Genomic DNA, 16,221 nt, shown 5'->3' with positions numbered 1-16,221 from the left:
TTTCCTGCATCCTGAACAACCTTCACAAAATCGCACTATATTGGTGCGATGGGCTGCACCCTTCCCATCTGCTCAGCCCATTTTGGTTCGAAACTTCCCGAGCAAGCTGGCAAAACGCCAGAGTTTCGCGCCAAAAACCCCCATTTCAGGGCGTGCGCGCTTCTTTTCGGAGCCTTGGTTTGTTTTTTGCATTTTCCTTGCATCAGCGTGCGCCTCAAGCCCGCGCCTTGCTCCAAAAGAGGTCCCGATGACCATCAGCGATGCACTGCACCGTTTGCTACTCGACAACCTGACCACCGCGACCATTCTGCTCAATGACGACCTGCGTCTGGAGTACATGAACCCGGCGGCGGAGATGCTCCTGGCCATCAGTGGCCAGCGTAGCCATGGGCAATTCATCAGCGAACTGTTCACCGAGTCGGCCGAAGCGCTGAGCTCGTTGCGCCAGGCCGTGGAGCAGGCCCATCCGTTCACCAAACGTGAAGCGATGCTCACCGCCCTTACCGGCCAGACCCTGACCGTCGACTATGCCGTGACGCCCATTCTGAGCAACGGCGCCACGCTGTTGCTGCTGGAAGTGCACCCCCGTGATCGCCTGCTGCGCATCACCAAGGAGGAGGCGCAGTTGTCCAAGCAGGAAACCAGCAAGATGCTGGTACGCGGCCTGGCGCACGAGATCAAGAACCCCCTCGGCGGGATTCGTGGCGCAGCGCAGTTGCTGGCCCGCGAGCTGCCGGACGAACACCTCAAGGACTACACCAACGTCATCATCGAGGAAGCCGATCGCCTGCGAAACCTGGTGGACCGCATGCTCGGCTCCAACAAGCTGCCCTCGCTGGCGATGACCAACGTGCATGAGGTACTGGAGCGCGTCTGCCAACTGGTGGAGGCCGAAAGCCAGGGCTGCATCACTTTGGTGCGCGACTACGACCCAAGCATTCCCGACGTGTTGATCGACCGTGAACAGATGATCCAGGCTGTACTCAACATCGTGCGCAACGCCATGCAGGCCATCAGCAGCCAGAACGAGCTGCGCCTGGGCCGCATCAGCCTGCGCACCCGCGCTCTGCGCCAGTTCACCATCGGGCACGTGCGTCATCGCCTGGTGACCAAGGTCGAAATCATCGACAACGGCCCGGGCATTCCTGCGGAACTACAGGAAACCATCTTCTTTCCCATGGTCAGCGGCCGTCCGGACGGTACCGGGCTGGGCCTGGCCATTACCCAGAACATCATCAGCCAGCACCAGGGTCTGATCGAATGTGAAAGCCATCCCGGCCATACCACCTTCTCGATCTTTCTGCCTCTGGAACAAGGAGCCCCATCGACATGAGCCGTAGTGAAACTGTCTGGATCGTCGATGACGACCGTTCTATCCGCTGGGTCCTCGAGAAAGCCTTGCAACAGGAAGGCATGACCACCCAGAGCTTCGACAGCGCCGATGGCGTGATGAGTCGCCTGGCGCGCCAGCAGCCTGATGTGATCATTTCCGATATCCGCATGCCCGGCGCCAGTGGCCTGGACCTGCTGGCCCGGATCCGTGAGCAGCATCCGCGCCTGCCGGTGATCATCATGACCGCACACTCCGACCTGGACAGCGCCGTGGCGTCGTACCAGGGCGGTGCTTTTGAATACCTGCCCAAGCCGTTCGATGTGGATGAGGCGGTGGCGCTGGTCAAGCGCGCGAACCAGCACGCCCAGGAACAGCAGAGCCAGGAGACCCCGCCAACCCTGACCCGCACCCCGGAAATCATCGGTGAAGCGCCAGCGATGCAGGAAGTGTTTCGCGCCATCGGGCGGCTGAGCCATTCCAACATCACGGTGCTGATCAACGGTGAGTCGGGTACCGGTAAAGAGCTGGTGGCCCACGCGCTACACCGCCATAGCCCACGGGCGGCGTCCCCCTTCATCGCGCTGAACATGGCGGCGATTCCGAAGGACTTGATGGAGTCCGAGCTGTTCGGCCACGAAAAAGGTGCCTTCACCGGCGCGGCCAACCTGCGCCGTGGCCGCTTTGAGCAGGCCGACGGCGGTACGCTGTTCCTCGATGAAATCGGCGACATGCCGGCCGACACCCAGACTCGCCTGCTGCGCGTGCTGGCGGACGGCGAGTTCTATCGCGTCGGCGGGCACACACCGGTCAAGGTCGATGTGCGCATCATCGCGGCGACCCACCAGAACCTCGAAACCCTGGTGCATGCGGGCAAGTTCCGTGAAGACTTGTTCCACCGCCTCAATGTGATCCGTATTCATATCCCGCGGCTGTCGGACCGTCGCGAAGACATCCCGACCCTCGCCCGCCATTTCCTCAGCCGCGCCGCACAAGAGCTGGCCGTCGAGCCGAAGCTGTTGAAGAGCGAGACCGAGGAATACCTGAAGAACCTGCCGTGGCCCGGCAACGTGCGCCAGCTGGAGAACACCTGCCGCTGGATCACCGTGATGGCGTCCGGGCGCGAAGTGCATATCAGCGACCTGCCGCCGGAACTGCTGAGCCTGCCGCAGGATTCGGCACCGGTGACCAACTGGGAACAGGCGCTGCGCCAATGGGCCGACCAGGCGCTGGCACGCGGTCAATCGAGCCTGCTGGACAGCGCCGTACCGGCGTTCGAGCGGATCATGATCGAAACCGCCCTCAAGCACACCGCCGGCCGACGCCGCGACGCTGCCGTGCTACTGGGCTGGGGGCGCAACACCTTGACGCGCAAGATCAAGGAATTGGGCATGAAGGTCGATGGTGGGGATGACGACGAGGGTGACGAAGCCTGAATCTCAGCCTCACTGAAGATCCAGTGTGGGATCGGCGCAGAACCCGAATACCGTGCACCGCTTCAATGCACCATGAACTGGCATCGGGCACGGATCCAATACCTGAAACTTCAGCGCAGCTGAAAAAATCTTGAAAGCCAAAAACACCAAAGCCCCGTATTCCGGGGCTTTGCGCTTTCTTGAGAAATTTTTCGACACAACCTGGCAACTCTGGCACGCGCCCTGCAATAACTCCAGTACTACCCAGTTTCGGGGACCTTGGTACAGGCAGGCCGAGAATCCCCTCTTTAACACCGAAGCCCGTTGCGGCTTCACCCCGTTTTGGGAGCCCTGGTACAGGCAGGCCGGGAACTCCCTTCTTTACACCCGGGGCTTATGCGGCGCATTGCCCATGGCCCCAGCCCGTTTCGGGAACCTTGGTACAGGCAGGCCGGGGATTCCCTCTTTTATTCTTCCCGGAGATGGATCTCCAACCGCCAGCGGCCATCGGCCTTTTCACCGTTCCACTCACCGCGCAATGGCCGCGCCGCCACCAGGTTGAGCAGCAAGCCGCCGTCGGTCTTGCGCACGCGCCAGTTCACATCCTTTTGATTGACCTTGAGTTGCCCACTGACGGCTTTGCCTTGCGCGTCGAACAGCAACGCCACGGTGCCGTCGATATGCTCGCCGTGCAGCTTGGGTTCGCTGTTGAACCACACCACCAATCCATCCGCCGCCGTTTCAATCTGCTGCAACGCGACCGGGTCCGGGGTGGTCAGGCGACCGATCATCAGCCCCACCATCAGACCGACAATTGCCAAAGAGCCCATGACCCGAGGCATAAGCTTCGGTCTTGGGTCCTCTTCGGGGGTAGAATGCAGCGCATCTTTGCCTTCGGAGCCGTGCATGTTTCACGTCATCCTTTTTCAACCAGAAATTCCGCCGAATACCGGCAACGTTATCAGGCTGTGTGCCAACAGTGGCTGCCACCTGCATTTGATCGAGCCCCTGGGCTTCGACATGGACGACAAACGCCTGCGTCGCGCCGGGCTGGACTACCACGAGTACGCCACGCTCAAACGCCACGCAGACCTGGCAAGTTGCCTGGAAAGCCTGGGCCACCCACGGCTGTTCGGGTTCACCACCAAGGGCTCGCAGCCTTTCCATGATGTCAGCTTTGCCGAGGGTGACGCCTTCCTGTTCGGCCCCGAGAGTCGTGGCCTGCCGGCCGAAGTGCTGGACGCCCTGCCCGATGGCCATCGCCTGTGCTTGCCGATGCGCGAAGGGTGCCGCAGCCTGAACCTGTCCAACACCGTAGCCGTTGCTGTGTATGAAGGTTGGCGCCAGCTCGGCTTCAAATAACACCGCAAAACAAATGTGGGAGCGGGCTTGTGTGGGAGCCGGGCTTGCCCGCGATGCAGGCACCTCGGTTTATCAGTGATACCGAGTTGATGCTATCGCAGGCAAGCCAGCTCGCACACAAGCCCGCTCCCACATTTTTACCGCGTCGACTTATTGAACCGTCGACGAACCTTCCTGTTGCATGCGCTGCAGCTCTTGAGCGTACAGGGCATCGAAGTTCACCGGTGCCAGCATCAGCGCAGGGAACGAGCCACGGGTGACCAGGCTGTCCAGGGTCTCACGGGCATACGGGAACAGGATGTTCGGGCAGAACGCGCCCAGGGTGTGACTCATGGACGCTTCGTCCAGGCCCTGGATCAGGAAGATACCGGCCTGTTGCACTTCAGCGATGAAGGCCACTTCTTCGCCGTTCTTCACGGTGACGGACAGGGCCAGCACCACTTCGTGGAAATCGCCTTCCAGGGCTTTCTGGCGGGTGTTCAGGTCCAGGGCAACGCTTGGGGTCCATTCCTGACGGAAGATGGCCGGGCTTTTCGGCGCTTCGAACGACAGGTCGCGCACGTAGATGCGCTGCAGCGAGAACTGTGGCGATTGGGCTTCTGCTGCTTCGGTGTTCTGTTGGTCAGTCATCGCAGATCCTTCTTGATCTTGGGGTCTTTTAGGGTTTAGGAGTCAGACGAGCAGCAGCGCATCGAGTTTACCGGCGCGCTCCAGGGCGAACAGGTCGTCGCAACCACCGATGTGCTTGGCGCCGATCCAGATCTGCGGCACGGAAGTGCGCCCCGCCTTCTGGGCCATTTCGGCACGCACCTGGGGTTTGCCGTCGACCTTGATCTCTTCGAAGGCAACGCCCTTTTTCTCAAGCAGGGCCTTGGCCCGCATGCAGTAAGGGCACCAATCGCTGGAATACACGACAACCTGACTCATATCACTTCACCAGCGGCAGGTTATCGGCGCGCCAGCTGCTGATGCCACCCGACAGTTTGGCGGCGGTAAAACCGGTCTTGAGCATTTCGCGGGCGTGGGTACCAGCATGCTGGCCCTGGGCGTCGACCAGGATGATGGTCTTGGCCTTGTGTTTTTCCAGCTCGGCCAGGCGGGCGATCAGCTTGTCCTGCGGGATGTTCAGGGCACCGACGATGTGGCCGGTGGCAAATTCCTTGGCGGGGCGGATGTCCACGACAACGGCCTCATCCTTGTTGACCAGCGCGGTCAGCTCCGCCGTGCTCAGGCTGCGGCCACCGCGGCTCAATTCGTGAGCGATCAGCAGCGCCAGCAGGATGACGAAGGCACCCACGAGCAGGTAGTGGGCAGTGGCAAATGCAATCAGGTGATCGACCATCAAGGAGGTTCCAGGGCGTTAAAATGGCGGTAAGTATACACAGCCGTCAGGGGGGGCCAACCCCCGTAAAGCGGTGACGTCGTCGGAACTTCGCTTTAAACTGCCACTCCCTTTTCAATTGTCTTCCTTTATTACCGCCGCGAGAGGATCTATGACTACCACGCCTAAACCTTTGGTCCTGATAATTCTCGATGGCTTCGGACACAGTGAAAGCCACCACGACAACGCCGTGTACTCGGCCAAAAAGCCTGTACTGGACCGCCTGACCGCCACCGTGCCCAACGGCTTGATCTCCGGTTCCGGCATGGACGTGGGCCTGCCGGACGGCCAGATGGGCAACTCGGAAGTCGGCCACATGAACCTCGGCGCCGGACGAGTGGTGTACCAGGATTTCACCCGTGTCACCAAAGCCATCCGCGACGGTGAGTTCTTCGAGAACCCGACTATCTGCGCGGCGGTCGATAAAGCAGTCGCAGCCGGCAAGGCCGTGCATTTCATGGGCCTGCTGTCCGACGGCGGCGTCCACAGCCACCAGGACCACCTGGTCGCCATGGCCGAACTGGCTTTCAAACGCGGCGCCGACAAGATCTACCTGCACGCCTTCCTCGATGGCCGTGACACCCCGCCAAAAAGCGCGCAATCGTCCATCGAGTTGCTGGACGCCACGTTCGCCGCCCTCGGCAAAGGTCGTATCGCCAGCCTGGTGGGCCGCTACTTCGCCATGGACCGTGACAACCGTTGGGACCGCGTATCCCAGGCCTACAACCTGATCGTCGACGGCCAGGCCGAGTTCAACGCCGCCACCGCCCAGGCCGGCCTGGAAGCCGCCTACGCCCGTGGCGAGAGCGATGAATTCGTCAAGGCCACCACCATCGGTGAGCCGGTGAAAGTGGAAGACGGCGACGCCGTGGTGTTCATGAATTTCCGCGCCGACCGCGCCCGCGAGCTGAGCCGGGTCTTTGTCGAAGACGACTTCAAGGAATTCGAACGCACCCGCCAGCCAAAAGTGCAGTACGTGGGCCTGACCCAGTATGCCGCCAGCATCCCTGCCCCGGCGGCCTTTGCACCTGGCAGCCTGGACAACGTGCTGGGTGACTACCTGGCCAAAAACGGCAAGACCCAGCTGCGTATCGCCGAAACCGAGAAATACGCCCACGTGACGTTCTTCTTCTCCGGCGGTCGCGAAGAGCCGTTCCCGGGCGAAGAGCGCATCCTGATCCCCTCGCCGAAAGTCGCCACCTACGACCTGCAACCGGAAATGAGCGCGCCGGAAGTAACCGACAAGATCGTCGACGCCATCGACAACCTGCGTTACGACGTGATCGTGGTCAACTACGCCAACGGTGACATGGTCGGCCACAGCGGCAACCTCGAGGCCGCGGTCAAGGCCGTGGAATGCCTGGACACGTGCGTCGGTCGTATCGTCGATGCCCTGGAAAAAGTCGGCGGCGAAGCACTGATCACCGCCGACCACGGCAACTGCGAGCAGATGTCCGACGAGTCCACAGGGCAGGCCCACACGGCCCACACCACCGAGCCGGTGCCGTTCATCTATGTCGGCAAGCGCGACCTGAAAGTGCGTGAAGGCGGCGTACTGGCGGATGTGGCGCCGACCATGCTGAAACTGATGGGGCTGGAGAAGCCGGTGGAAATGACCGGTACTTCGATTCTGGTCTAACCCGTAAAAGCACCGCGAGCCCCTGTGGGAGCTGGCTTGCCTGCGATAGCATCAACTCGGTTTCCCTGAAACACCGAGGTGTCCGCATCGCAGGCAAGCCAGCTCCCACAAGGTTGAGAGGCGCTTTTGAGTCTGTCTTTTTGCCACACCCTCGCCACTCAGCGCCTAACTTGCCTTCCAGCCCGAATTGGGCGTTTTTTTTGCAGCGCTTGCCGGGCATACTAGGCCGTCCCTTTCCCTGGTGTCGCCCGCCTCTATGCTTCGCGCCTTGATTACCCTTGCCCTTGTCTGCCTGCTCCAACCGGCGTTTGCCGACGAGCGCGCACAAACCCAACAACAGTTGGACGCCACGCGTCAGGACATTGCCGAGCTGAAAAAGCTGCTGGGCAAGCTCCAGGAAGAGAGGTCCGGCGTGCAAAAAGACCTGCGCGGTACGGAAACCGAGATGGGCAAGCTGGAGAAGCAGGTCCAGGAGCTGCAAAAAGAACTAAAGAAGAGCGAGTCGGAACTGGAGCGACTCGACGCTGAGAAAAAAAAACTCCAGAGCGCACGCGTTGAACAGCAACGCCTGATCGCGATCCAGGCTCGCGCCGCCTACCAGAACGGCCGCCAGGAATACCTCAAGCTGCTGCTCAACCAGCAGAATCCGGAAAAATTCGCGCGCACCCTGACCTATTACGACTACCTGAGCAAAGCCCGCCTGGAGCAATTGAAAAGCTTCAACGAGACCCTGCGCCAGTTGGTCAATGTAGAACAGGAAATCGCCAACCAGCAGTCCCAGTTGCAAGATCAGAAAGTCGCCCTCGACACCCAGCGCAACGAGCTGGACAAAGTCCGCAAGGAGCGCCAACTGGCCCTGGCCAAGCTCAATGACGACGTGAAGGCCCGTGACGCCAAGCTACAGGCCCGCGAGCAGGACCAGGCTGACCTGGCCAAGGTCCTCAAGACCATCGAAGAAACCCTGGCACGCCAGGCACGCGAGGCCGAGGAAGCGCGACAAAAAGCGCTGATCGCCCAGCAGGAAGCGGAAAAAAAGCGTCAGCGTGAAGCCGAACTGGCTGCCACCACCGACGCTCCGACGCCGCGCAAACCGGCGCATGCGGCTCCCGGCCCGCTGGTTTCCAGCGCAGGTGAATCCTTCGGCGGGCCTTTTGCTGCAGCCCGGGGCAAACTTCCATGGCCCGTTGATGGTCGATTACTGGCACGCTTTGGGGAAACCCGCGGCGATGACACCCGCGCCAAGTGGGATGGGGTGATGATCAGCGCCTCCGCCGGCAGCCAGGTCCATGCCGTTCACGGTGGGCGTGTGGTATTTGCCGATTGGCTGCGGGGTGCCGGTTTGCTGGTGATTCTTGACCACGGTAATGGCTATTTGAGCCTTTATGGCCACAATCAGACGTTACTCAAGTCGGCAGGTGATGTGGTAAAAGCCGGTGAATCCATCTCTACTGTCGGAAACAGTGGTGGCCAGGACACCCCGGCGCTGTACTTCGCTATTCGTCAGCAGGGTCGCCCGAGCGATCCCGCACAATGGTGTCGCACCCAAGGATAAGGGTCGCATCTACATTAGGAGTTCGTTCGACATGCTGCATTTGTCCCGCCTCACTTCGCTGGCCCTGACGATCGCCCTGGTGATCGGCGCGCCCCTGGCTGTCGCCGACCAGGCCGCTCCAGCCGCACCCGCCGCCACGGCCGCGACCACCAAGGCACCGTTGCCACTGGACGAGTTGCGCACCTTCGCCGAGGTGATGGACCGGATCAAGGCCGCCTACGTCGAACCTGTAGATGACAAGACCCTGCTGGAAAATGCCATCAAGGGCATGCTCAGCAACCTCGACCCGCACTCCGCCTACCTGGGCCCGGAAGATTTCGCCGAACTGCAGGAAAGCACCAGCGGCGAGTTCGGCGGCCTGGGCATCGAAGTCGGCTCCGAAGACGGCAACGTCAAGGTCGTCTCGCCGATCGATGACACCCCGGCGTCCAAGGCCGGCATCCAGGCCGGCGACTTCATCGTCAAGATCAATGGCCAGCCGACCCGCGGCCAGACCATGACCGAAGCCGTCGACAAGATGCGCGGCAAGGTCGGCCAGAAAATCACCCTGACCCTGGTACGCGATGGCGGCACACCGTTTGATGTGACCCTGACCCGCGCCACCATCACGGTCAAGAGCGTCAAGAGCCAGTTGCTGGAGTCGGGCTACGGCTATATCCGTATCACCCAGTTCCAGGTCAAGACCGGTGACGAAGTGGCCAAGGCGCTGGCCAAGCTGCGCAAGGACAACGGCAAGAAACTCAGCGGCATCGTGCTCGACCTGCGCAACAACCCGGGCGGCGTGCTGCAGGCAGCGGTGGAAGTGGTCGACCACTTCATCACCAAAGGCCTGATTGTCTACACCAAGGGCCGTATCGCCAACTCCGAGCTGCGCTTCTCGGCCACCGGCAACGACCTCAGCGAAAACGTGCCACTGGCCGTGCTGATCAACGGCGGCAGTGCCTCGGCCTCGGAAATCGTCGCCGGCGCCCTGCAAGACCAGAAACGCGGCGTGCTGATGGGCACCAACAGCTTCGGCAAAGGCTCGGTGCAAACCGTGTTGCCGCTGAACAACGAGCGTGCGCTGAAGATCACTACCGCACTGTATTACACGCCCAATGGCCGTTCGATCCAGGCTCAGGGCATCGTGCCGGACATTGAGGTACGCAAGGCCAAGATCACCAACGAGGCCGACAGCGAGTACTACAAGGAAGCGGACCTGCAAGGCCACCTGGGCAATGGCAACGGCGGCGCCGACCAGCCTACCGGCAGCGGCACCAAAGCCAAGCCGATGCCGCAGGACGATGACTACCAACTGGCCCAGGCACTCAGCCTGCTCAAGGGCCTGAGCATCACCCGCAGCCGTTGATATGCGCTTTGCCCTGATCATCGCTGTGCTGTGCAGCCTGGCAGGGGTCGTTCAAGCGGCCCCCGCCAGCGAGTCGCCCAAAGCCTACCTGACCCTGATCATCGACGACCTCGGGCAAAACCTGCCCCGGGATCGTCGCGTGCTGGCCCTGCCTGGGCCGGTGACCACAGCGATCATGCCCGACACCCCCCACGCCGCCGAGTTCGCCCGCGAAGCCCACAAGGCCGGCAAGATCGTGATCCTGCACATGCCCATGGACCCGGCCACCGGCCCGTTCGCCTGGCACCCTGAGCTGCCCATCGAAGAGCTCGGCAAGCGCCTGGACGCCGCGTTCCAGGCCGTGCCCTACACCGCCGGCATCAACAACCACATGGGCAGCCGCATGACTGCACAGCCCGAGGCCATGGCCTGGCTGATGGCCGAGCTGCAACGGCGCAACAAGTTCTTTGTCGACAGCCGTACCAGCGCGCAGACCGTCGCGGCCGCTGAGGCCCAGAAAATCGGCCTGGCGCACGTCTCGCGGGACGTGTTCCTCGATGACGAACGCACCGAAGCGGCCATCACCACGCAGTTGCAGACAGCAATCAAACTGGCTCACAAACAGGGCTCGGCGGTGATGATCGGCCATCCGTACCCACAAACGCTGGCAGTGCTGGAACGCGAGCTGCCCAAGCTCAAGGCCCAGGGCGTGGACTGGATCGACATCAAGCTGATGATCAGCCTGCGCAGTAACCAGGCCATGGCTGCCCACGGAAAAAACGGAACCTATCTGCCTGCGCGTAGATAACTACCGCCCAGCCTGAGCGACCTTCTTCGATAGTTGCCTCTCCCACCCCAAGGAGAGCCTTCGAATGACGCCTCTGCAATACAACGACCTGCTCATCAGTTTTACCGACGAATTCTTGCCACTCTGGAACGACCAGGGCTCTGGCGCGCACAAAGCTGTCAGCCTGTGGCGACCCAGCACCGCTGCCGACGCCCTGGGCCATTTTTTCCCGCTGGGCGACGTGGCCACCGACAGCTACCTCAATATCAACCAGCGAAAGATCGTCGCGGTGGTCAGCGACGCCAATAAAGTCGGCGGCACCGCCCTGCGTTCGCCGGATGATTATCAGTTGGTCTGGAAAGACACAGGCTCGGGCGCACGGACCGACTTTTCCCTCTGGCGGCCCCTGCCGCCTGAAGGGTATGTCGCCATGGGCCTGGTGTGTGGCGTCGGTTATGAAAAGCCTTCGCGCAATGCCGTACGCTGTGTGCGCGCCGACCTGACCGTCAGTGCACAGCCCGGCGACTTGATCTGGAATGATTTCGGCAGCGGCGCCACCGAAGACTTCAGTGCCTGGTCGATCACCCCGCCGGACGCAGCGCCTGGCGAAATCTGCCTGGCGCCCGGCACCTTCGTTGGCAACGCGCGCTACGCCCGGCCCGATCAACCGACCTACGCGCTGCGTCTCAAATTTGCGGCCCAACTGGCCGAACCCACTCCGCCACCGCCCCTCACCGGTTATGAAGCGCCCACCGCAGAAGAAACCTCCCCGGCACCCCAGGTATGCGAATTGCCGTGGTTCTGCGTAAAAGACCCGGCACTGCGTGCAACCGAGCAATTACACACCTCGCCCACCTACCGACTGGAGCGCATCGACCGCCATCAGTTCGTCGGATTCGGGCACAACACGTCCAACACCAGCCAACCGTTCATGTGGACAGCGACCAAAGGCGAAACCGACAACTCCTCAATCGCGCTGGCAGCGACCTGCCGCGTAGCAATGTGGCGAGCATGGTCAGCGAGTATCCGTCCGCTGGCGATGAACTTCTCGGCCAATCTGGAGCCGGCCTTCACTCATACCCAGCGCTCCGCCAAAGGCTGGAATGAAGCATCCCCTCTGGAAATCATCACCTACGTGCCCGCCAGGAAAGCCGTCGTGGCCTACCTGATCCAAAGCGAATACCGTTTGCTGCGCCAGGATGGCAGCCAAGTGGCGTCCACCCTCAGCTACACCAACGGCGATCATATCTATATGAGTGAATTTCCCGGGGATGAGCCCGCGCCGAATATCCAGCCAGAGCGCGAGCCGCCTGTGGAAAAGCCCGCACCCGCCGTCGAGCCCGAGGACGACACTCCGGCGGCAGAACCGGTGTTAGAGGTACCTGGCCATGATCTGGTCGACAACACCCTCACTCCGTAACTGATCGAGCGCCGCCTGAAGCTTCGCGATCAGGTCATCCGGCACCTCTTTGTTCAGCGCCAGGTAGAGCTGGGCACTGTTGAAGCGCAACACGGTTTTCAGTTCGGTCACCCCGACCTGGCGGGCCAGGTAACGGCCTGCCGGGTCACCGGTGGCCCACAGGTCGATCTGACCGTCCACCAGCTTTTGTGCGTTGTCCTGGTCGCGCAGAGCGACAATCGGGTTGAGCCCCTGCTTCTCCAGGGTTTCGGCGATGGCGTCACCTTTATAGGCGCCAATCTTGTAGCGGCGAGCATGCTCAAGGTCGGCCAGCTGGATCTTGCTGTCGGCCTTGGCCAGCAACACCCAGTCATCCGGGCCGAGGGGGCCGACCCATTTGAACAGGGCTTCGCGATCCGGCAGGCGAGCCATCACAAATACGCCGTAGCCAGGCTTCTCCAGGGCGAGTTTGTAGATACGCTCCCAGGGAAATCGCAGAGTGAGATTGTAGGAAACGCCTGCACGCTTGAAAGTCTCGCGCACGATGTCCACGGCGATGCCTTCGATGTTCTCGTCCTTGGCGAAGTTCTTGCCGTTTTTCGCCATGTTGTAGGGCGGGAAGTTTTCCGTCAGCAACACCACGGAGGCGTCAGACGGTTCCTCGGCGCGGACGGTGCCTGCCAACAGCAAGGAGGCACCGGCGAGTGAGAGCAGCAGGTGTTTGAACATGAAAGGTACCGAAATCCATGGCAAGCGCAGAGAGTGCCGCGCGCCTGCCATGGTGTCCAGCAGCGATTAACGAACGACGATACCGCGCGCCGCCATGTACGCCTTGGCCTCGGGGACGGTGTATTCGCCAAAGTGGAAAATACTCGCCGCCAGCACCGCACTGGCGTGGCCTTCGAGCACGCCATCGGCCAGATGCTGCAAGTTGCCGACGCCACCGGAGGCGATCACCGGAATGCCCAGCGCATCACTGATGGCGCGGGTCACGCCCAGGTCGAAGCCGTTTTTCATGCCGTCCTGGTCCATGCTGGTCAGCAGGATTTCACCCGCGCCCAAGCTTTCCATCTTCATTGCCCACTCCACCGCGTCCAGGCCGGTCGGCTTGCGACCGCCGTGGGTGAAGATCTCCCAGCGCGGGGTTTCGCCCGGGCCGGAAACCTTCTTGGCGTCGATGGCAACGACGATGCACTGGGAACCGAAGTGCTGCGCGGCTTCGCCGACGAACTCCGGGTTGAACACCGCAGCGGTGTTGATCGAGACCTTGTCGGCACCTGCATTAAGCAGGTTGCGGATGTCTTGCACGGTGCGCACGCCACCGCCCACGGTCAACGGGATAAACACCTGGCTGGCCATGCGCTCCACGGTGTGCAGCGTGGTGTCGCGGCCATCGACGCTGGCCGTGATGTCGAGAAAGGTAATCTCGTCCGCGCCTTGCTCGTCGTAGCGACGGGCGATTTCCACCGGGTCACCGGCGTCGCGGATGTTCTCGAACTTGACGCCCTTGACCACGCGACCGTTGTCGACGTCCAGGCAAGGGATAATGCGTTTGGCCAGCGCCATGGTCAGTCCTCAGCCGTTGTAGGCGTCGCAGTAAGCCTGGGCTTCGGCGACGTCCAGGGTACCTTCGTAGATCGCACGGCCAGTGATGGCGCCGATGATGCCTGGCGCCTTGGCGTCCAGCAGCGACTTGATGTCGCCCAGGTTGTGAATGCCGCCGGAGGCGATCACCGGGATCTTCGTTGCGCCAGCCAGCGCAGCGGTGAACGGCACGTTGCAGCCCTGCATCATGCCGTCTTTGGCGATGTCGGTATAAACGATGGCAGACACGCCGTCGGCTTCGAACTGTCTGGCCAGGTCGATCACCTGCACGGTGCTGATTTCAGCCCAGCCGTCGGTGGCGACGAAACCGTCTTTGGCATCCAGGCCCACGATCACTTTGCCCGGGAACGCCCGGCAGGCCTCGGCAACGAAAGCCGGGTCTTTCACGGCCTTGGTGCCGATGATCACGTAGCTCACGCCCGCCTTGACGTAGTGCTCGATGGTTTCCAGGGAGCGGATACCGCCACCGATCTGGATCGGCAGGTTCGGGTAGCGCTTGGCGATGGCGGTCACGACTTCACCGTTGACCGGCTGACCTTCGAAGGCGCCGTTCAAGTCCACCAGATGCAGGCGACGGCAGCCCCCTTCCACCCATTTGGCAGCCATGCTCACGGGGTCGTCGGAGAACACGGTGGAGTCTTCCATGCGGCCTTGGCGCAGACGTACACAGGCGCCGTCCTTGAGATCGATAGCGGGGATAATCAGCATCTGGCAAACCTTATTCGATATTCAGCAATGCTTGGGAAATCAGGGTTTCTCAAGCGACCACAGGTCGCTTTCGAGGCTTTCGAACCTTTCTTTAAGGAGCGTCTGCGTGTCGAAAATCGCCCTGTTGTAATAGTGCGGAGCAATTTCAGTGGTGAACAGCTCAAGAATCTCGGCGACCTCGAACGAGCCCAGCTTGAGCTCGAAGCGGTCTTCCATGAAGCGCTGGATCTTCTGGGTGGCCTCACGCTCTTGCTCGGGCGCAAGGTTCAGGATCGGTTGCTTCGGCTTCTTGGCCATTTACCAGCGCCCGTCCCAGGCGGCGAAGTTCTGCAGCAATTGCAGGCCATGGGTATGGCTCTTCTCCGGGTGGAACTGCACGGCAAAGCGTGAGCCTTCGGCCAATGCGGCGGCGAAGTCGACGCCATAGTGCCCGCCCCCCACCACCTGGCCCGGTTTACCGGCGGTGATGTAGTAGCTGTGCACGAAGTAGAAACGCGCCAGGTCCGGAATGCTGTGCCACAGCGGGTGATCCACTGTCTGGCTGACTTCGTTCCAGCCCATGTGCGGGACTTTGAGGTGGGCGCCGTCTTCGTGCAGGTCCTTGCCGAAGAACTTCACCTGACCGGGGAACAGGCCGATGCAGTCGACGCCGTCGTTCTCTTCACTGCGGTCGAGCAAGGCTTGCATGCCCACGCAGATGCCGAGAAACGGGCGGTCCTGGCTGACTTCGCGCACCAGGCTGTCAAAGCCCAGGCGACGGATCTCGGCCATGCAGTCGCGAATCGCGCCAACCCCGGGGAACACCACCCGATCGGCTTCGCGAATCACATTGGCATCACTGGTGATCAGCACCTTGCCGGCGCCTACGTGCTCGAGGGCCTTGGCCACCGAGTGCAGGTTACCCATGCCGTAATCGATAACCGCGACCGTCTGCATTACAGGACGCCCTTGGTCGATGGCATCTGCCCGGCCATGCGCTCATCCAGCTCGACAGCCATGCGCAGCGCGCGGCCGAAAGCCTTGAACACGGTTTCGATCTGGTGGTGGGTGTTGGTACCGCGCAGGTTGTCGATGTGCAGGCTGACCAGTGCGTGGTTGACGAAACCCTGGAAGAACTCCTGGAACAGGTCGACGTCGAAGCCGCCCACGGTGGCGCGGGTGTACGGCACGTGCATCTGCAGACCAGGGCGGCCCGAGAAGTCGATGACCACACGCGACAGCGCTTCATCCAGCGGAACATAGGCATGGCCGTAGCGACGGATGCCTTTTTTGTCGCCGATGGCCTTGGCGAATGCCTGGCCGAGGGTGATGCCCACGTCTTCCACCGTATGGTGGTCGTCGATGTGCAGGTCGCCCTTGCTGACGATATCCAGGTCGATCAGCCCGTGACGGGCGATCTGGTCCAGCATGTGCTCAAGAAAAGGTACACCGATATCGAATCGGGCCTTTCCGGTGCCATCCAGGTTGATCGAGGCTTTGATCTGGGTTTCCAGAGTGTCGCGCTCGACGGACGCCTTACGTTCGGCCATCACCAGCTCCGCAAAATCATTGGGCGAAAAAGGCAGCCATTATAGGGGCGCAGGCGACAAACAGAAACATCGGAGGGGATAAGACTGATGGAGTGTCGGGGATAGACATGTCAGTACAAGTGTGGGAACTGCTTTGTGTGGGAGCGGGCTTGCTCGCGAAGGCGGTGTATCAGCCAATACATGTGTT

General features: G+C 61.5%; 18 protein-coding genes. 8 read left to right on the top strand and 10 right to left on the bottom strand.

The window, feature by feature from the left end; genetic code table 11:
* Positions 1-247 precede the first annotated feature (247 nt).
* Together glnL and ntrC are read left to right on the top strand one after the other, a co-directional pair.
* Positions 248-1,333, top strand: a complete 1,086-nt coding sequence (gene glnL / locus ACW9IB_RS12545) for a nitrogen regulation protein NR(II) (protein ID WP_024072896.1) — start codon at positions 248-250, stop codon at positions 1,331-1,333.
* The gene (gene ntrC, locus ACW9IB_RS12540; protein ID WP_457368170.1) at positions 1,330-2,766 is read left to right on the top strand and encodes a nitrogen regulation protein NR(I); all 1,437 of its coding nucleotides are present in this window, start codon (positions 1,330-1,332) and stop codon (positions 2,764-2,766) included. The genes glnL and ntrC overlap by 4 nt, the downstream gene beginning before the upstream one ends.
* 446 nt (positions 2,767-3,212) lie before the next feature.
* Here the strand turns inward: ntrC and ACW9IB_RS12535 are convergent, their stop codons facing one another.
* Positions 3,213-3,653 carry a hypothetical protein gene (locus tag ACW9IB_RS12535; RefSeq protein ID WP_457413884.1) on the bottom strand — a complete coding sequence of 147 codons (441 nt, stop codon included), beginning with the start codon at positions 3,651-3,653 and terminating at the stop codon, positions 3,213-3,215.
* On the opposite strand from ACW9IB_RS12535, the gene ACW9IB_RS12530 reads away from it, so the two are divergent.
* A complete protein-coding gene (locus tag ACW9IB_RS12530; RefSeq protein ID WP_457413883.1) occupies positions 3,652-4,107 on the top strand; it encodes a tRNA (cytidine(34)-2'-O)-methyltransferase in 456 nt (151 codons plus the stop codon). The two genes, ACW9IB_RS12535 and ACW9IB_RS12530, sit on opposite strands and share 2 nt — an antisense overlap.
* A 150-nt stretch (positions 4,108-4,257) precedes the next feature.
* Here the strand turns inward: ACW9IB_RS12530 and secB are convergent, their stop codons facing one another.
* Genes secB through ACW9IB_RS12515 form a run of 3 tightly spaced genes read right to left on the bottom strand, consistent with a single transcriptional unit; the run spans position 4,258 to position 5,449 of the window.
* Positions 4,258-4,737, bottom strand: coding sequence for a protein-export chaperone SecB (gene secB / locus ACW9IB_RS12525; protein ID WP_457413880.1), 480 nt, complete (start codon positions 4,735-4,737; stop codon positions 4,258-4,260).
* A gap of 42 nt (positions 4,738-4,779) precedes the next feature.
* The gene (gene grxC, locus ACW9IB_RS12520; protein WP_010213876.1) at positions 4,780-5,034 is read right to left on the bottom strand and encodes a glutaredoxin 3; all 255 of its coding nucleotides are present in this window, start codon (positions 5,032-5,034) and stop codon (positions 4,780-4,782) included.
* A gap of 1 nt (position 5,035) precedes the next feature.
* Positions 5,036-5,449 carry a rhodanese-like domain-containing protein gene (locus ACW9IB_RS12515; protein WP_176997282.1) on the bottom strand — a complete coding sequence of 138 codons (414 nt, stop codon included), beginning with the start codon at positions 5,447-5,449 and terminating at the stop codon, positions 5,036-5,038.
* A 151-nt stretch (positions 5,450-5,600) separates the two neighbouring features.
* Between ACW9IB_RS12515 and gpmI the strand changes: the two genes are divergently transcribed.
* The 5 genes from gpmI (at position 5,601) to ACW9IB_RS12490 (ending at position 12,213) form a co-directional block, all read left to right on the top strand.
* Positions 5,601-7,127, top strand: coding sequence for a 2,3-bisphosphoglycerate-independent phosphoglycerate mutase (gene gpmI / locus ACW9IB_RS12510; protein ID WP_457368174.1), 1,527 nt, complete (start codon positions 5,601-5,603; stop codon positions 7,125-7,127).
* Between the two features lie 256 nt (positions 7,128-7,383).
* The gene (locus ACW9IB_RS12505; RefSeq protein WP_457413879.1) at positions 7,384-8,679 is read left to right on the top strand and encodes a murein hydrolase activator EnvC family protein; all 1,296 of its coding nucleotides are present in this window, start codon (positions 7,384-7,386) and stop codon (positions 8,677-8,679) included.
* Between the two features lie 31 nt (positions 8,680-8,710).
* Positions 8,711-10,027: a S41 family peptidase gene (locus ACW9IB_RS12500; protein WP_457368176.1), complete on the top strand. Its 1,317-nt coding sequence runs from the start codon at positions 8,711-8,713 to the stop codon at positions 10,025-10,027.
* 1 nt (position 10,028) lies between these two features.
* Positions 10,029-10,814: a divergent polysaccharide deacetylase family protein gene (locus ACW9IB_RS12495; RefSeq protein WP_457413878.1), complete on the top strand. Its 786-nt coding sequence runs from the start codon at positions 10,029-10,031 to the stop codon at positions 10,812-10,814.
* A gap of 64 nt (positions 10,815-10,878) precedes the next feature.
* Positions 10,879-12,213, top strand: a complete 1,335-nt coding sequence (locus ACW9IB_RS12490) for a Vps62-related protein (protein WP_457413876.1) — start codon at positions 10,879-10,881, stop codon at positions 12,211-12,213.
* On the opposite strand, the gene ACW9IB_RS12485 is transcribed toward ACW9IB_RS12490, so the two are convergent.
* The 6 genes from ACW9IB_RS12485 to hisB form a co-directional block, all read right to left on the bottom strand.
* Positions 12,166-12,921, bottom strand: coding sequence for a substrate-binding periplasmic protein (locus ACW9IB_RS12485; RefSeq protein WP_457413874.1), 756 nt, complete (start codon positions 12,919-12,921; stop codon positions 12,166-12,168). The genes ACW9IB_RS12490 and ACW9IB_RS12485 overlap by 48 nt on opposite strands.
* Positions 12,922-12,987: 66 nt before the next feature.
* Positions 12,988-13,758 carry an imidazole glycerol phosphate synthase subunit HisF gene (gene hisF, locus ACW9IB_RS12480; RefSeq protein WP_457413872.1) on the bottom strand — a complete coding sequence of 257 codons (771 nt, stop codon included), beginning with the start codon at positions 13,756-13,758 and terminating at the stop codon, positions 12,988-12,990.
* Positions 13,759-13,767: 9 nt separating this feature from the next.
* Positions 13,768-14,505, bottom strand: a complete 738-nt coding sequence (gene hisA, locus ACW9IB_RS12475) for a 1-(5-phosphoribosyl)-5-[(5-phosphoribosylamino)methylideneamino]imidazole-4-carboxamide isomerase (RefSeq protein ID WP_457413871.1) — start codon at positions 14,503-14,505, stop codon at positions 13,768-13,770.
* A gap of 39 nt (positions 14,506-14,544) precedes the next feature.
* Positions 14,545-14,802 carry a DUF2164 domain-containing protein gene (locus ACW9IB_RS12470; protein ID WP_457368181.1) on the bottom strand — a complete coding sequence of 86 codons (258 nt, stop codon included), beginning with the start codon at positions 14,800-14,802 and terminating at the stop codon, positions 14,545-14,547.
* Positions 14,803-15,441, bottom strand: coding sequence for an imidazole glycerol phosphate synthase subunit HisH (gene hisH / locus ACW9IB_RS12465; protein ID WP_457413870.1), 639 nt, complete (start codon positions 15,439-15,441; stop codon positions 14,803-14,805).
* Positions 15,441-16,034: an imidazoleglycerol-phosphate dehydratase HisB gene (gene hisB / locus ACW9IB_RS12460; protein WP_017849940.1), complete on the bottom strand. Its 594-nt coding sequence runs from the start codon at positions 16,032-16,034 to the stop codon at positions 15,441-15,443. The genes hisH and hisB overlap by 1 nt, the downstream gene beginning before the upstream one ends.
* Positions 16,035-16,221: the final 187 nt, after the last annotated feature.

The sequence above is a fragment of the Pseudomonas sp. SDO524_S393 genome (genome assembly GCF_054071875.1).
This window is presented reverse-complemented; position numbering and strand designations above follow the sequence as displayed.

Coding starts and splice junctions, on each gene's coding strand:
- hisF (WP_457413872.1), bottom strand. CDS start 13,758: ATGGCGCTGGCCAAACGCATTATCCCTTGCCTGGACGTCGACAACGGT.
- secB (WP_457413880.1), bottom strand. CDS start 4,737: ATGACTGACCAACAGAACACCGAAGCAGCAGAAGCCCAATCGCCACAG.
- grxC (WP_010213876.1), bottom strand. CDS start 5,034: ATGAGTCAGGTTGTCGTGTATTCCAGCGATTGGTGCCCTTACTGCATG.
- ACW9IB_RS12485 (WP_457413874.1), bottom strand. CDS start 12,921: ATGTTCAAACACCTGCTGCTCTCACTCGCCGGTGCCTCCTTGCTGTTG.
- ACW9IB_RS12535 (WP_457413884.1), bottom strand. CDS start 3,653: ATGCACGGCTCCGAAGGCAAAGATGCGCTGCATTCTACCCCCGAAGAG.
- ACW9IB_RS12470 (WP_457368181.1), bottom strand. CDS start 14,802: ATGGCCAAGAAGCCGAAGCAACCGATCCTGAACCTTGCGCCCGAGCAA.
- ACW9IB_RS12500 (WP_457368176.1), top strand. CDS start 8,711: ATGCTGCATTTGTCCCGCCTCACTTCGCTGGCCCTGACGATCGCCCTG.
- ACW9IB_RS12515 (WP_176997282.1), bottom strand. CDS start 5,449: ATGGTCGATCACCTGATTGCATTTGCCACTGCCCACTACCTGCTCGTG.
- hisA (WP_457413871.1), bottom strand. CDS start 14,505: ATGCTGATTATCCCCGCTATCGATCTCAAGGACGGCGCCTGTGTACGT.
- glnL (WP_024072896.1), top strand. CDS start 248: ATGACCATCAGCGATGCACTGCACCGTTTGCTACTCGACAACCTGACC.
- ntrC (WP_457368170.1), top strand. CDS start 1,330: ATGAGCCGTAGTGAAACTGTCTGGATCGTCGATGACGACCGTTCTATC.
- ACW9IB_RS12495 (WP_457413878.1), top strand. CDS start 10,029: ATGCGCTTTGCCCTGATCATCGCTGTGCTGTGCAGCCTGGCAGGGGTC.
- hisH (WP_457413870.1), bottom strand. CDS start 15,441: ATGCAGACGGTCGCGGTTATCGATTACGGCATGGGTAACCTGCACTCG.
- ACW9IB_RS12530 (WP_457413883.1), top strand. CDS start 3,652: ATGTTTCACGTCATCCTTTTTCAACCAGAAATTCCGCCGAATACCGGC.
- hisB (WP_017849940.1), bottom strand. CDS start 16,034: ATGGCCGAACGTAAGGCGTCCGTCGAGCGCGACACTCTGGAAACCCAG.
- ACW9IB_RS12505 (WP_457413879.1), top strand. CDS start 7,384: ATGCTTCGCGCCTTGATTACCCTTGCCCTTGTCTGCCTGCTCCAACCG.
- gpmI (WP_457368174.1), top strand. CDS start 5,601: ATGACTACCACGCCTAAACCTTTGGTCCTGATAATTCTCGATGGCTTC.
- ACW9IB_RS12490 (WP_457413876.1), top strand. CDS start 10,879: ATGACGCCTCTGCAATACAACGACCTGCTCATCAGTTTTACCGACGAA.